The sequence below is a fragment of the Aequorivita echinoideorum genome (assembly GCF_018476645.1).
GTDB lineage: Bacteria > Bacteroidota > Bacteroidia > Flavobacteriales > Flavobacteriaceae > Aequorivita > Aequorivita echinoideorum.
The window spans coordinates 316,193-329,783 of sequence record NZ_JAHCTB010000004.1; the positions used below are offsets into that span (position 1 = coordinate 316,193).

General features: G+C 39.5%; 13 protein-coding genes. 7 read left to right on the top strand and 6 right to left on the bottom strand.

What is annotated here, in order from left to right:
- Positions 1–54 precede the first annotated feature (54 nt).
- The 6 genes from KIV10_RS10755 to KIV10_RS10775 all read right to left on the bottom strand — a co-directional run bounded on the left by KIV10_RS10755 (position 55) and on the right by KIV10_RS10775 (position 6,773).
- Positions 55–711, bottom strand: a complete 657-nt coding sequence (locus KIV10_RS10755; RefSeq protein WP_214113514.1) for a DUF1579 domain-containing protein — start codon at positions 709–711, stop codon at positions 55–57.
- A 364-nt stretch (positions 712–1,075) separates the two neighbouring features.
- Complete coding sequence (gene secA, locus KIV10_RS10760) at positions 1,076–4,435, bottom strand: preprotein translocase subunit SecA (protein ID WP_214113515.1); 3,360 nt, start codon at positions 4,433–4,435, stop codon at positions 1,076–1,078.
- Between the two features lie 254 nt (positions 4,436–4,689).
- Positions 4,690–4,911 (bottom strand): DUF2795 domain-containing protein, encoded by a 222-nt coding sequence (locus KIV10_RS10765; RefSeq protein WP_214113516.1) that lies wholly within the window; start codon positions 4,909–4,911, stop codon positions 4,690–4,692.
- Positions 4,912–5,094: 183 nt separating this feature from the next.
- A complete protein-coding gene (locus KIV10_RS10770) occupies positions 5,095–5,667 on the bottom strand; it encodes a cob(I)yrinic acid a,c-diamide adenosyltransferase (RefSeq protein WP_214113517.1) in 573 nt (190 codons plus the stop codon).
- 84 nt (positions 5,668–5,751) lie between these two features.
- Positions 5,752–5,880, bottom strand: coding sequence for a hypothetical protein (locus KIV10_RS14005; RefSeq protein WP_262898436.1), 129 nt, complete (start codon positions 5,878–5,880; stop codon positions 5,752–5,754).
- 185 nt (positions 5,881–6,065) lie between these two features.
- Positions 6,066–6,773 carry an ABC transporter ATP-binding protein gene (locus tag KIV10_RS10775; protein WP_214113518.1) on the bottom strand — a complete coding sequence of 236 codons (708 nt, stop codon included), beginning with the start codon at positions 6,771–6,773 and terminating at the stop codon, positions 6,066–6,068.
- Positions 6,774–6,974: 201 nt separating this feature from the next.
- Here KIV10_RS10775 and KIV10_RS10780 point away from each other — a divergent pair, with 201 nt between their 5' ends.
- The 7 genes from KIV10_RS10780 (at position 6,975) to KIV10_RS10810 (ending at position 13,448) form a co-directional block, all read left to right on the top strand.
- The gene (locus KIV10_RS10780) at positions 6,975–7,352 is read left to right on the top strand and encodes a PH domain-containing protein (protein WP_214113519.1); all 378 of its coding nucleotides are present in this window, start codon (positions 6,975–6,977) and stop codon (positions 7,350–7,352) included.
- 41 nt (positions 7,353–7,393) lie between these two features.
- On the top strand, positions 7,394–7,888 hold the full coding sequence (locus KIV10_RS10785) for a DUF4251 domain-containing protein (protein WP_214113520.1): 495 nt from the start codon (positions 7,394–7,396) through the stop codon (positions 7,886–7,888).
- A complete protein-coding gene (locus tag KIV10_RS10790) occupies positions 7,885–8,427 on the top strand; it encodes a peptide-methionine (S)-S-oxide reductase (RefSeq protein WP_246516269.1) in 543 nt (180 codons plus the stop codon). Before KIV10_RS10785 ends, KIV10_RS10790 begins: the two co-directional genes overlap by 4 nt.
- A gap of 150 nt (positions 8,428–8,577) precedes the next feature.
- Positions 8,578–9,798, top strand: a complete 1,221-nt coding sequence (locus KIV10_RS10795; protein ID WP_214113521.1) for a peptidoglycan-binding domain-containing protein — start codon at positions 8,578–8,580, stop codon at positions 9,796–9,798.
- Between the two features lie 113 nt (positions 9,799–9,911).
- Positions 9,912–11,261, top strand: coding sequence for a DEAD/DEAH box helicase (locus KIV10_RS10800; protein ID WP_214113523.1), 1,350 nt, complete (start codon positions 9,912–9,914; stop codon positions 11,259–11,261).
- Positions 11,262–11,355: 94 nt separating this feature from the next.
- Positions 11,356–12,453 (top strand): alkene reductase, encoded by a 1,098-nt coding sequence (locus KIV10_RS10805; RefSeq protein WP_214113524.1) that lies wholly within the window; start codon positions 11,356–11,358, stop codon positions 12,451–12,453.
- 74 nt (positions 12,454–12,527) lie between these two features.
- Positions 12,528–13,448, top strand: coding sequence for an EamA family transporter (locus KIV10_RS10810; RefSeq protein ID WP_214113526.1), 921 nt, complete (start codon positions 12,528–12,530; stop codon positions 13,446–13,448).
- Positions 13,449–13,591 lie beyond the last annotated feature (143 nt).

Sequence of the window (13,591 nt, forward strand, 5' to 3'; positions counted from 1 at the left end):
TCAGGGTATTTTTTCAATTTTACTAATTACTAATCGCCAATCAGCAATCACCAATCACTTTCTGGTCAATAGAATTTCCATACTTTTATATTCACTGCCGTTGGGAGCTTGATTAAACATTTCCATCTTGCGGGTGTTTTCGTCCACTACAGTGTAGGTTTCGCGCATCTTCTTCTCCTTTCCGGTCATAGGATCAACGAATGTACCTTCAAAATTCGATGTCTTTCCTCCATCCTCACTCGTTCCGTTCATAATCATAATACCTGTGCCCATATTATCAATCCAGGTTGAAGTCCATTTTTTTGCCGCGTTGTCATACCCTATCGTTGATCTTCCTTCAAAAGGCATACCCATCATTTCTCCAGTGTAGACGGCTTCTTGATAGCGACCACCCAAGATCATTTTTATGTTTGCCGTGCTGTTCGCTTTTTCCGGTGGCGCATCTGGGCCCATCCAAAAAGTCATTTCAGCATTCCAAGTGCCTTCCTCTTTTGCCAGCCATTGGTGCGGTTCGCCGGGTGTCATATAATTTTCCCACGCTTTCTGCATGGCAATTGAATCCATAGGTTCTTCCGCCATCTCTGGCGCTTCGGTGGCGGTAGTGTCTGCAACAACTACGTCGCTTTCGTTTTCCGTTGCCTTTTTGTTTTCATTATTACAGGAAACAAAACAAAGGGCAATTGCGGTGCAGGTAATAAAAAATTTTTTCATAATCATTTGGTTTTAAGGGTTGAATAGTGAAACTAAATTATGAAAAAAAGGAGTACACTTCATAAAAATCTTATTTCTGAAGCCATTTAGGATGCTCCAACTCCCAATTCGAATGCTCCAACTTTCATTTCGGAAGTTCCAATTCACAATACCGACGCTCCAACTCCCAATTCGGAAGTTCCAATTCACAATATCGACGCTCCAATTCCCAATTCGGAAGCTCCAATTCGCATTTCGAATGCTCCAATTTCTATTCCATACACTCCAACTTCCATTTCAAAAGGTACAACTCACAATTCAAAAAAAAATCCCTTCACTAATTTGTGAAAGGATTTTTTAAATCAATAACATATTCAACTACTAACTACTCATCAACCAAAACCCAATCTCCCTTATCCAAAAGTGGAATGGCTTGCTTAAATTTCATTTCCTTATTTTCACCGCTCATCACATTTTTGATGGTCACCTTTTCGTTACGGTTAATCTTAGGGCGCTCGCGGGTAATGGTTTCCGTAACCTGCTGGCGCTGCGGTTGTGTATTCCCGGCCGCTCTAGCCTGCGCGCTGCGCTCATCCATATTGGGTATTTCCTCTTTTTGCTCGCTCAGTTTTTCTTTCTGTTTCACTTCCCGCGCTTCTTGGAAAGCCTGTTGGTTTTCCTGCGGAAGCTCTCCTTTAAATAAGAATGAAATTACATCTTTATTTACTTTCTCAATCATCGCTTTAAAAAGCTCAAACGCTTCAAACTTATAAATAAGCAATGGATCTTTCTGCTCATGTACGGCAAGCTGAACCGATTGTTTCAACTCGTCCATTTTTCGCAAATGCGTTTTCCAGGCATCGTCAATAATGGCGAGGGTTATATTTTTTTCAAAATCGTTTACCAATTGTTTCCCTTCGGTTTCATAAGCTTTTTCCAAGTCCGTAGCTACGTTCAATGTTTTTACGCCATCAGTGAATGGTACCAGAATTCGCTTGTATCTATCTTTCTGAGTTTCGTAAACATTCTTGATTACCGGGAAGGCCATTTCAGCATTACGGGCCATTTTGTTTTGGTAGTGCTCGTAGGCGGCTTTGTATATTTTTCCGGCAATCTCGCGGGCATCCATTTTTGAAAATTCATTTTCTGAAATAGGGGAGCTCATCGAGAAAAAACGGATCAATTCAAATTCAAAATTTTTGTAATCCTGCGCCATTTTATTGCTTTCTGCAACCACTTCAGCAGTGTCATAAATCATGTTTGCAATGTCCACACGAAGCCTTGCACCAAATAATGCGTGGTATCTGCGTTTGTAAACCACCTCGCGTTGCGCATTCATTACATCATCATATTCAAGCAATCTTTTACGGATACCAAAGTTGTTTTCCTCCACTTTTTTCTGCGCGCGCTCAATGGATTTTGAAATCATACTATGCTGAATAACTTCGCCTTCCTTCAGGCCCATACGGTCCATCATTTTGGCAATACGCTCACTCCCGAAGAGGCGCATCAAGTTATCTTCCAAAGACACATAAAACTGTGAGCTTCCCGGATCTCCCTGTCGGCCGCTACGACCGCGTAACTGTCTGTCCACGCGGCGGCTGTCGTGACGCTCCGTACCCACAATGGCAAGTCCTCCCGCATCTTTTACTTCCTTGCTCAACTTAATATCCGTACCACGGCCCGCCATATTGGTAGCAATGGTCACAATTCCGCTTTTTCCGGCTTCGGCAACAATATCTGCCTCGCGTTTGTGCAATTTTGCGTTCAATACATTATGCGGAATGTTTTTGATACTCAACATCCGGCTCAATAACTCTGAAATTTCAACGGAAGTGGTACCAATAAGCACTGGTCTTCCTGCATGCGAGAGTGCGACAACTTCTTCCGCAACGGCGTTGTACTTTTCTCTTTTTGTTTTGTAGATTTTGTCCTCGCGGTCGTGGCGCGCAATGGGTCTGTTGGTTGGTATTTCAACAACATCCAGCTTGTAGATTTCCCAAAGTTCCCCTGCCTCAGTGACTGCTGTACCCGTCATCCCCGAAAGTTTGCGGTACATTCTAAAGTAATTTTGAAGTGTAACGGTAGCGAATGTTTGTGTGGCAGCTTCAATTTTCACATTTTCCTTGGCCTCAATTGCTTGGTGAAGCCCATCGCTGTAACGGCGGCCGTCCATGATACGCCCAGTCTGCTCATCCACAATCATTACTTTATTTTCCATGACCACATACTGCGTGTCTTTTTCAAATAAAGTATATGCTTTCAGCAATTGATTCATCGTATGAATTCGCTCACTTTTAATGGCGAAATCACGGAAAAGCTCTTCTTTTTTGGCGATTTCTTCTTCTTTGGAAAGCCCTTTACCTTCAATCTGCGCAATAGCTGTTCCTATTTCTGGCATTACGAAGAAATCTGGGTCATTTTCACCGGAAAGGTAATTCACCCCTTTATCGGTAAGTTCTATCTGATTGTTTTTTTCATCGATAACAAAATAAAGCTCGGCGTCAACCTTCGGCATTTCGCGGTTGTTGTCGCTCATATAATGGTTTTCCGTTTTCTGAAGAATTTGGCGAACGCCTTCTTCGGAAAGAAATTTTATAAGTGCTTTATTCTTTGGAAGTCCGCGATATACACGAAGCAATTGGAATCCGCCTTCTTTTTGATCACCATCCTTGATAAGTTTTTTCGCTTCAGAAAGAACACCTGTTAAATATCTCCGCTGCACTTCAACAATGTCGTGGATTTTCGGCTTCAATTCATTGAATTCGTGGCGGTCACCTTCAGGCACCGGACCAGAGATGATCAAGGGCGTACGCGCATCATCAATCAATACCGAATCCACCTCATCCACAATGGCGTAATGGTGCGGGCGCTGTACAAGATCGTCTGGGGAATGTGCCATGTTATCGCGCAGATAATCAAAACCAAACTCATTATTGGTTCCATAGGTAATATCTGCCATATATGCCTTTCTACGGGCCGCAGAATTGGGACGGTGATTGTCAATACAATCTACGCGCATTCCGTGGAACTCGAACAAAGGCGCCATCCAAGCGCTATCACGCTTTGCCAAATAATCATTCACCGTTACAAGGTGCACGCCGTTTCCGGCAAGGGCGTTGAGGTACATAGGCAAGGTGGCAACTAGGGTTTTACCTTCCCCAGTTTGCATTTCGGCAACTTTCCCTTCGTGAAGGGCGACACCACCAATCAGCTGAACATCATAATGGAGCATATCCCACGTTACTTCTTTTCCGGCGGCATCCCAAGAGTTTTGCCAAATTGCTTTTTCCCCTTCAAGCGCAACGTATTCCTTTTCTGCGGAAATTTCACGGTCGTACGGATTTGCGGTAACGGTAAGGGTTTCATTTTCCTTGAAGCGTTTTGCGGTTTCCTTCATTACGGCGAAGGCTTCGGGAAGAATTTTTGTAAGTGTAGCTTTTTCAACCTCGTACCTATCGTCTTTTAGCTTATCGATCTGGTTGTAAAATTCTTCTTTTTTATTGATGTCCTGCTCTTCGTGTGATTGCTTCTCAAGACTATCAATCTGGTCCTGAATATCTTTTTGGGCGTCTTTTATTTCTTTTCTGAAAAAATCTGACTTGGCACGAAGTTCATCGTGGGAAAGCTTTTGGAGCGCCTCTTCGTGTTTTTTTATTTCATTTACAAGAGGCTGGATCTGGCTGATATCCTTTTTTGATTTATCTCCTACGAAAATTTTTAATACGTTATCTAATATTCCCATGATTGTTTACTTTGTTAAGAGCGTTCTCTAAAACAGCCCTAATTATTTTTTGAATGCCGCTAAGCAACATTGATTATAAACTTTGCAAAATGCCTGATTACAAAAATACGATTCTAGGCTATTATTCGTAAATTATGAAATCTTCATTTTAAGTTGAAAATTTACATATATGGTAAATTATACTTTTTAAATAAAAAAAAGTCTCCCAAAGAGACTTTTAATTTTGATTTATTCTGATACCCAATTAATTGGGATTAATATTCGTCCTCATTCCACAGATAGTCATCATCTGTTGGATAGTCTGCCCAAATTTCCTCAATAGAGTCATAAGAGTCTCCTTCATCCTCAATTGCCTGAAGGTTTTCCACTACTTCTAGCGGGGCACCGGTCCTGATCGCGTAATCTATCAACTCATCTTTTGAAGCCGGCCAGGGCGCATCACTTAAGTAGGATGCCAATTCTAATGTCCAGTACATAACACTTAGGTTTTAATTTTCTGCAAAAGTAATTTTTTAGATTAAAAAGTCAAGAAAAATCGTAATTATTTCTGCTATATTTTAAAGAACGTTCATTGGTTTAAATACTAACCTTAAAAAACCATTTTCTAAATTCTTTATGCAAAGAAAATTTCAATTGATTAAAGGCAGTTAAGCCGTTAGCTAAAGCTTTTGCGGAATCCATTGTATTTCCTCAGCTTGCTGGTCTTTTGACAATTTCCGTGCCAGCACAAATAGGTAATCAGACAATCTATTCAAATATTTTAAAACAGTGCTTTCAACGGGCTGTTCTTCATTTAACCGTGAAGTCCAGCGTTCTGAGCGACGGCAGATACAGCGTGCTACGTGACAATATGACACCACCGTATTACCGCCGGGCAAAATAAAATGTGTCATTTCTGGTAATGCATCATTCATCTTGTCCATTTCTGTCTCCAGTAATGTAATATCATCCTCCGTAATCTTCGGGATGTTTAAGCGCTCTTTTCCGTTTTTGAGAACGGCCTTTGCCGGATCTGTTGCCAAAATGGCTCCAAGTGTAAAAAGGCGATCCTGTATATGAACCAATATTTCCTTACTGCGAGCGTCAATTTGTTGACTGCGGATCAATCCCAAATATGAATTTAATTCATCCACGGTTCCATAACTTTCAATACGGATGCTGTGTTTTGGAACGCGAGTTCCGCCAAAGAGGGCCGTAGTGCCAGCGTCGCCGGTTTTGGTATATATTTTCATTGTTTTTAAAATTTTTAGGAATTATGGTAACGCAAATTTACAAATAACGAAAAGAAACACCATGAATTGTCTACATTCGTACCGCTACACTACACTGAAACTGAACACTGCCCCTGTAAACTTTTTAGGGTTTTTCTCTCTCTCGTTCTTTTTTACGCTCATAATAGCTGCTTCGAAAATTTCGATTGCGGCGCTGGCGCTGGTTGGCTGCATTGCGCCTGTTCCAAAGAAAAATTGCGAATAAAACGATTGCGATACCTAATAAAAACATTATGTAGTTTAAATGGATGAAATTTTTTTTCCAAAGATAGAACAGAGAAATGTAAAAGGTAAACCCATGAAATGAAAACTAAAAACTGGAAGTTAGGATTTACGAATTATTGAAATTGATTCACTGCTCACTGTGCGTGTCCACTGCCCACTTCTTTTTTTGTGTCACTTTCAACCACACCATCCCGAAGCCTTATAATCCTATGGGCGTGTTCGGCGATTTCTTCTTCGTGCGTGACAAGGATTACGGTATTTCCCGCGTGGTGAATTTCATCAAAAAGCTTCATAATTTCCACTGAAGTTTTTGAATCCAGATTTCCCGTAGGTTCATCGGCTAAAATGATGGACGGTTTGTTGACCAAAGCTCTGCCAACCGCCACACGTTGCCGCTGTCCGCCAGAAAGTTGATTTGGCTTGTGGTCCATTCTATCGGCAAGTCCCACATTTGTTAAAACTTCTTTGGCGCGCTCCGTTCTTTCCGCTTTTGAAGCACCCGCGTAAATCATGGGCAGCGCAACATTTTCCAAGGCGGTAGTACGGGGGAGAAGGTTAAAAGTTTGAAACACGAAGCCAATTTCTTTGTTTCTGATGTCCGCAAGCTCGTCATCCGTCATGTTGCTTACATCTTTTCCGTTAAGTTCGTAACTGCCGGATGTAGGCGTGTCAAGACATCCCAAAAGATTCATGAGAGTAGATTTCCCGGAACCGGATGGCCCCATGAGCGCAACGTATTCGCCGCGCTCTATATCGAGGTCAATTCCTTTTAAAACTTTAACTATTTCATTTCCCAGAGGAAAATCGCGAGTAATGTTTCTGATTTTTATTACTAAACTCATTGGCTAATTCAATATGTTTTATAGGACGCAACTATTTTAGTGTTGTTACAATCGAAATAAATAAAACTATAAATTCATTTATTTCGATTGTAGCTCGTCTATTCCCATATTTGTTTATAACAAAGTTTTCTACAATCCTCATATTTATTGTGGTGCAAATCTTTATAGTATTATATTTAAAAAATATAAAGAGACAAAAAAATGAGCATTTTAGGAAAAATATTGGGCAATGCCAGCGAGGTGGCTCCGGAAAAGTTAAACGAAAAATACGCGCGCCTTCTAGTTAAAGACGAGACGGTAGAGCTGGGATTTACCTTGCTTCGCGATGTATTTATGTTTACCAACAAAAGACTTATTTTAGTTGATGTTCAAGGATTAACGGGGAGCAAGGTGGAGTATAAAAGTATGCCCTACAAGAATATTTCAAGATTTTCCCTTGAAACGGCAGGAACATTTGATCTGGACGCAGAATTGAAAATTTGGATTTCTAGCGAGGACACTCCAACTGTAAGTAAAAAATTCAATAAAAGTATTGATGTCTATGCGGTCCAAAGGTATTTAGCCTCTAAAGTTATGTAGTCTGCTTGGCATAATAAATGTATTTAAATTCCAAAAAAATTATGAAAAAATATCTTTTTATTATCAGCTGCATTTTGACATTTGGAAATATGTGGTCGCAAGAAAGTGATTCCGAAAAAAATCTGAGTGTACAAAATAATATAGAATCCGTAATCAATTCAGATAAATTTCAATTTATTGGTTTCACAGCACTTCCCATGGGTTGGGCTCCGGTAGATCTGGGTTCAAATATTAATTCAATAGTTTTTTCTGAAGAATTGATTGTGAGCAATATGCCTTACTATGGTAGGGGGTGGGCCGGCGGTGGGTTCTCCAATGACAGAGGCGTGGTATTCACTGGTGCTCCATCAGAATATAATCTTGAAAAAACCAGCAAAGGTTATGAGCTTATTGCTAAAGTGGAAGCAAATGATGAAATTTTCACTATTTCACTTTCAGTTTCAAGAAATGGCAATGCAATGCTAACTATCAATAGTAGAAACCGAACCAGCATTACCTACCAAGGGCAGATTTCAAAAGTGAAAAAGGACGATTGATTGACGAAGAACATCCAATTTTATCCCAAATAGCGCTGGGCGGTGGTTGCCATTGGTGTACCGAAGCTGTTTTTCAATCATTGATTGGCGTACAAAGCGTTTCACAGGGCTTTGTGGCTTCTACGGGCGAAAATGAAAACTTTTCCGAAGCGATTTTAATTTCTTTCAAGAGTAAAGAAATTTCTTTGGAAACTCTTATTGAAATCCATTTACATACCCATAAGAGCACAGTAAATCACAGGATGCGCAAAAAATATCGGTCTGCCATCTATTATTTTTCTGAAGTTCAGAAGACTGAATGTATTTCTATTCTGAAAAAACTTCAAAATAGCTTTGATGACACGCTAATTACACAAATCTTACCTTTTCACCAGTTTCAATCTTCCCGTGAGGAACTTCTCAACTATTATTATTCTGATGTAAATCGTCCATTTTGCCAAAAATATATAAAGCCTAAGCTGCAATTGTTGCTAGATAAGTTTTCAGAAAATGTTTCATTTAGAACGAATGAGAAAAATCCAAATAAACTTCCTTTTTAAAAATTCTTTGATTTTTACTTGAAAAAATCACTATATTTATTCCTAATCTCCTCTCTTACAGAACCTAAACTCTTTAATTTATTTTTTACCGTGTTCAATTAAAGGTTTTGGTTTGCTGCATTTCTTTTTTAACTAACTAAAAAATTAAATATGGGAACAATTTATTTGGGAAGCTGCGATGCTGGCAGCTATCCCGCAGACCGAAAACAATTTTTAGCTTCTTATCACAAGGATGGGATTTTAGTGAATAAGGTTTCATTTCGCGATGATGATAGAACTACATGGCGATCTTTCAGACAGGAAAATGAAAGGAAAGTAGCTGAGCTTCAAACATTTTTATTCAAAGCAGGATTTATGCCAAGGGGCGTCGTAGATGGAGTCTTTGATTATGTTACACAGGCCGCTGCCAGATTGTTTCAGGAATATGTGCGGACCGTGGATCCACACGGTGATAAAATAATGGTTCCGGATGGAGTTGTAGGCAACATGACGATGAAACATGTTAACCGCTGGAAGGCTTCGGGGCTAATTTCAGATTGGGGAAAGGCCAGTGCTGCCAATCCTTCTGAAGAATATAGAAATTGGATGAACTTGCTCAAAAAATCGAAAGAATATTACAAAAATAATCCGGGCCCTGTAATGAAGCATGTAAATTCACTTTCCAAAACTTATGCTACTTTAAAAGTCTCTGATTGGAATTTTGATTCTAATGAAATACATTTAATTGGTATTCGCCGAAAACAGGATGTAAGTGTGAACACACGGCAAAATGATGATCTATTTATCCTGTTAATTAATGGAATGGTGTTTAAATTTTGGGGATCAACTGATCCTAGTTCCAGTATGGCGGGCAGAAAGGACGAACCATTTTTAGTGGAAGGACAGCATAAATATCGATTTGGTTGGCATAAAATTTCAGATGAAAATAAAATATACCGAGCCCTAAAACCTTATGATTACAATGGCGTGATGGTGCTTCGTGACTGGAACAACGACAACGCAATGACCCCAGCAGACCTTAATAAACCCAATAGTATTCAAGTGAATAAAAGCATAAATATACACTGGTCTGGTATTGGTACTTCAAATTTTTCGGCAGGGTGCCAGGTTATTGCCGCAAAAAGCTACATAAACCATAAGGATGAAGCAGTTGATTGTTCAAAATTTGCTTCGCGAAGCTATAGCGAGTTGACAAGTACCGCAAAGAAAACGAAGGGAGCGTATAATGTGTTGGCAGATTTAATTGTCTGTTTTTCAAAAGCTGGCACCAACCATATTTATTACACCCTTGGACGGGAAGAATCCATGAATCTTGACGCAAACTTCGGTGTGGATTACGTAAATAAAGCACTTCAAAAAATGAATCCATAACGTTTTTTATATTTTCTGAATAAACCCGGTTTTTGATTTCAATTGTTTTCCCGAAGCAGAAACTTCGCTTTTGCTTGTTTTTAAAACCTTACTTTTACGGCAAATAAACAGCGATGGAATCTTTTAGCGAATTCAATATAAGCAAGCAACTTTACAATGCAGTAACCGATTTGGGTTTTGAACGGCCAACACCCATTCAGGAGCAATCTTTTTCGGTACTTATGTCTGGAGCTGATGTGGTGGGAATAGCGCAGACCGGAACGGGAAAAACATTAGCTTATATGCTTCCCGTGCTTCAAAATTTGCCCTTTTCAAAAGAAATCCATCCGCGTGTTTTGGTTCTCGTGCCCACGCGTGAGCTTGTACTGCAAGTGGTGGAGGAAATTGAGAAATTTTCAAAATATATGACGGTACGCACTATTGGCGTATATGGTGGCACCAATATCAATAGGCAAAAAGAAGCAGTGGCCAAAGGTGCGGATATTATCGTTGCAACGCCCGGCAGATTGTATGATCTTGTGGTGAGCCGCGCGCTTCAACTTAAATCGGTTAAAAAAATGATAATCGATGAAGTGGACGTTATGCTGGACTTGGGATTTCGTTTTCAGCTTACCAATATTTTAGAACTACTTCCCAAAAAACGGCAGAATATTATGTTTTCTGCCACGATGACCGAAGAGGTAAATACGTTCATTCACGATTTTTTTATCACTCCCACAACGGTATCGGTTGCCGTAAGTGGTACGCCTCTGGAAAATATTTCACAATCGGCCTACAAAGTTCCAAACTTTTATACCAAAGTAAACCTGCTTATCCATTTACTTCAGAAGGAACAAGAATTTTTAAAAGTGCTTGTTTTTGTGCCAAATAAGAAAAGTGCCGATTTGGTTTTTGAAATTTTGGATGATATCTTCGGAAATGAAATTGCCGTTATCCATTCAAACAAAACACAGAATTACCGTATCCGTTCCATTGAAAATTTCAATGCCCAAAAAACGCGCGTGCTTGTTACTACAGATGTTATGTCCCGAGGACTGGATCTGGATGCCATTACGCACGTTATCAATTTTGACGTACCTGCATTTCCCGAAAACTACATGCACCGTATTGGCCGAACGGGTAGGGCAGCACAGGAGGGGACTGCTATTTTGTTTTATTCCGAAAAAGAAATGGAATCAAAAGAACGCATCGAAAGATTGATGGGCCAGCAAATTGAAGAAGTTCCATTTCCTGCGGAAGTGGAAATTTCAAAAAAGCTTTCTGCGGAAGAACAGCCTCAAATCGTAGAAACAAATAACCCAAATGCGCGTGATGAGGATGCCGGGGAAGCTTTTCACGAAAAAAAGGAAAAAAACAAAAAGGAGAATCTTGGCGGTTCATACAAAAGGATAATTAAACAGAAGTACAAAAAACCCAAAACCAGAGGGGACAAAAACTACAACAAACGCAAAAGGGGCAAGTAGTATCCGCATCATAAATACACGCATAAACTATTCTTATCATATATCAATGGTCTAAACGTGATGAACACGTAATTTTACATTTCAAAAAAAAATTATGGAAAATGAGCAACCCCTATTACAACCTTATTCCAAAAACGGTTTAAGCCTAAAAAACCGAGTAGTTATGGCACCTATGACGCGAAGTCGTGCCGATAACCCAGAAAATGCCCCCCAAGAAGGACTTCACGATATTTATTATGCACAGCGTGCTTCCGCTGGACTTATAATTACTGAGGGTTCCCAAGTTTCAAAAGATGCGGTGGGTTACGTGAACACCCCCGGAATATATAGTGAGGCACAGGTGGAAGGATGGAAAAAAGTGACCCAAAGTGTTCATAATTCGGGAGGAAAAATTTTTATTCAGCTATGGCACGTAGGAAGAATGTCGCATCCCGATTTTCACGATGGCAATTTGCCATTGGCGCCATCTGCCATTAATCCAAATTCAAAATCGTACACGCCCGAAGGTTTTAAGGAAACGGTCACTCCAAAGGAAATGACGATTGAGGATATTAAAAAAACAATATCAGATTTCAAAAATGCTGCGGAAAATGCGATGAAGGCGGGGTTTGATGGCGTTGAAATCCATTCATCAAACGGGTATCTTTTCCATCAATTTTTCAATGGCACTTCAAATAAAAGAAGTGATGGCTACGGCGGAAGTATTGAAAATAGGGCTCGATTCTTTTTTGAAGTGCTTGACGCCATTAAGCAAGTTGTGCCTGAAAATAAAATAGGTGCACGCTTTAATCCATCACTGCATGGAACCTTCGGAATGAAGATGGATGCGGAAACTATACCTACTTTTGATTATATCATTTCAAAATTAAATAACTACAATTTGGCTTACATTCATTTAAGCGAACCTTTTACGGATGTATCAAATGTTGAATTTGCAGTTTCAAATATTGCCGAACATTACAGACCCATTTATAATGGCACCCTAATGATAAATACTAATTTTGACCAAAAAAAGGGTAATGCAATTTTGGAAAATGGACTGGCGGATTTGGTAGCTTTTGGGAAACCTTACATTTCAAATCCAGACTTGGTAGAGCGGTTTGACAAAAATAAACCAATGGCAGAGTGGGACGAGGACACTTTTTATACTACCGGAAAAAAGGGTTATACAGATTATCCCAAAGTTGAATAATAATGAAAATCTGCCGGAAAAATTCTTCCGGCAGATTTATTAAAGCAATACCTTCACGCCCTAATTTATAATATATGAGCGTCCCCAAAAATACAACACTTGTAATTCTGGCATTTTTCGCTATTTATGTAATCTGGGGCTCTACTTATTTGCTGAACAAAATTGCGGTAGCCCAACTTGACCCTTTTATGCTTGCTTCGGTACGATTTAGTTGTGCGGGAATTCTTATTTTTCTTATTTCTATACTTATGGGGAAAAGTTTACGGATAACGAAAAGACAATTTTTGAACACCGTAATCGTGGGATTTTTATTCCTGTCATTTGGAAACGGACTTGTAGTTTGGGCGTTAAAATTTGTGGACAGTGGATTTACTGCGTTGGAAATTTCGGCACAGCCTCTGGTAGTACTCATATTGATGTATTTTCTTCAAGGAAAAAAAATTAAACCCATGTCTCTTGTAGGTGTTGGATTGGGAATTGTTGGAATATTTTTATTGGTAGGGCAGAAGGAGATTATCGCAAAAGAAGGATCGCTTATAGGAATGCTTATGATATTTGCCTGCATGCTTAGTTGGGCCTTTGGGAGCATATTTGTGGGGAAGGCTGACTTACCTAAAAACTTTTTCGTAAATACGGGATACCAAATGTTTACGGCTGGAATAACACTCGCTATAGCCAGTTTCGCTTTTGGCGAAAAATGGATTGCACCGAAAGAGTGGGAGAGCGGGGTTCAAGTTTCGATGATTTTGTTGATTTTATTTGGGAGTATAATCGCTTTTACCTCATTCAATTATTTACTAAAAGTGGTTTCTCCAGATAAAGTTGCTACATCTACCTATGTGAATCCAATTATAGCACTGCTTTTAGGCTGGTATTTTCTGGATGAAGAAATAACAATACAGTCCCTTATTGCAGCGGCTATTTTATTAACAGGCGTTTATTTCATTACAACCACACGATCTTCTATCGTGGTGAAACGATTTTCCGAAAAATAGAATCATTTCTTTTTTCAAGAAAGCTTTTCAGACAAATTTCAGACCTTTCAGTTTCAAATTTCGTTTCGTAATACAATTCTTACACATAATTGAATTATTCATATAAATTACCGTTAAAAGCACCATAACAATCGATTATCTTC

What these genes read in the sequence shown, in the direction of transcription:
- KIV10_RS10805 (WP_214113524.1), top strand. Translation starts at nt 11,356, where the DNA reads ATGGAAAATGAGCAACCCCTATTACAACCTTATTCCAAAAACGGTTTA.
- KIV10_RS10775 (WP_214113518.1), bottom strand. Translation starts at nt 6,773, where the DNA reads ATGAGTTTAGTAATAAAAATCAGAAACATTACTCGCGATTTTCCTCTG.
- KIV10_RS10770 (WP_214113517.1), bottom strand. Translation starts at nt 5,667, where the DNA reads ATGAAAATATATACCAAAACCGGCGACGCTGGCACTACGGCCCTCTTT.
- KIV10_RS10780 (WP_214113519.1), top strand. Translation starts at nt 6,975, where the DNA reads ATGAGCATTTTAGGAAAAATATTGGGCAATGCCAGCGAGGTGGCTCCG.
- KIV10_RS10785 (WP_214113520.1), top strand. Translation starts at nt 7,394, where the DNA reads ATGAAAAAATATCTTTTTATTATCAGCTGCATTTTGACATTTGGAAAT.
- KIV10_RS14005 (WP_262898436.1), bottom strand. Translation starts at nt 5,880, where the DNA reads ATGCAGCCAACCAGCGCCAGCGCCGCAATCGAAATTTTCGAAGCAGCT.
- KIV10_RS10755 (WP_214113514.1), bottom strand. Translation starts at nt 711, where the DNA reads ATGAAAAAATTTTTTATTACCTGCACCGCAATTGCCCTTTGTTTTGTT.
- KIV10_RS10765 (WP_214113516.1), bottom strand. Translation starts at nt 4,911, where the DNA reads ATGTACTGGACATTAGAATTGGCATCCTACTTAAGTGATGCGCCCTGG.
- KIV10_RS10795 (WP_214113521.1), top strand. Translation starts at nt 8,578, where the DNA reads ATGGGAACAATTTATTTGGGAAGCTGCGATGCTGGCAGCTATCCCGCA.
- KIV10_RS10800 (WP_214113523.1), top strand. Translation starts at nt 9,912, where the DNA reads ATGGAATCTTTTAGCGAATTCAATATAAGCAAGCAACTTTACAATGCA.
- secA (WP_214113515.1), bottom strand. Translation starts at nt 4,435, where the DNA reads ATGGGAATATTAGATAACGTATTAAAAATTTTCGTAGGAGATAAATCA.
- KIV10_RS10810 (WP_214113526.1), top strand. Translation starts at nt 12,528, where the DNA reads ATGAGCGTCCCCAAAAATACAACACTTGTAATTCTGGCATTTTTCGCT.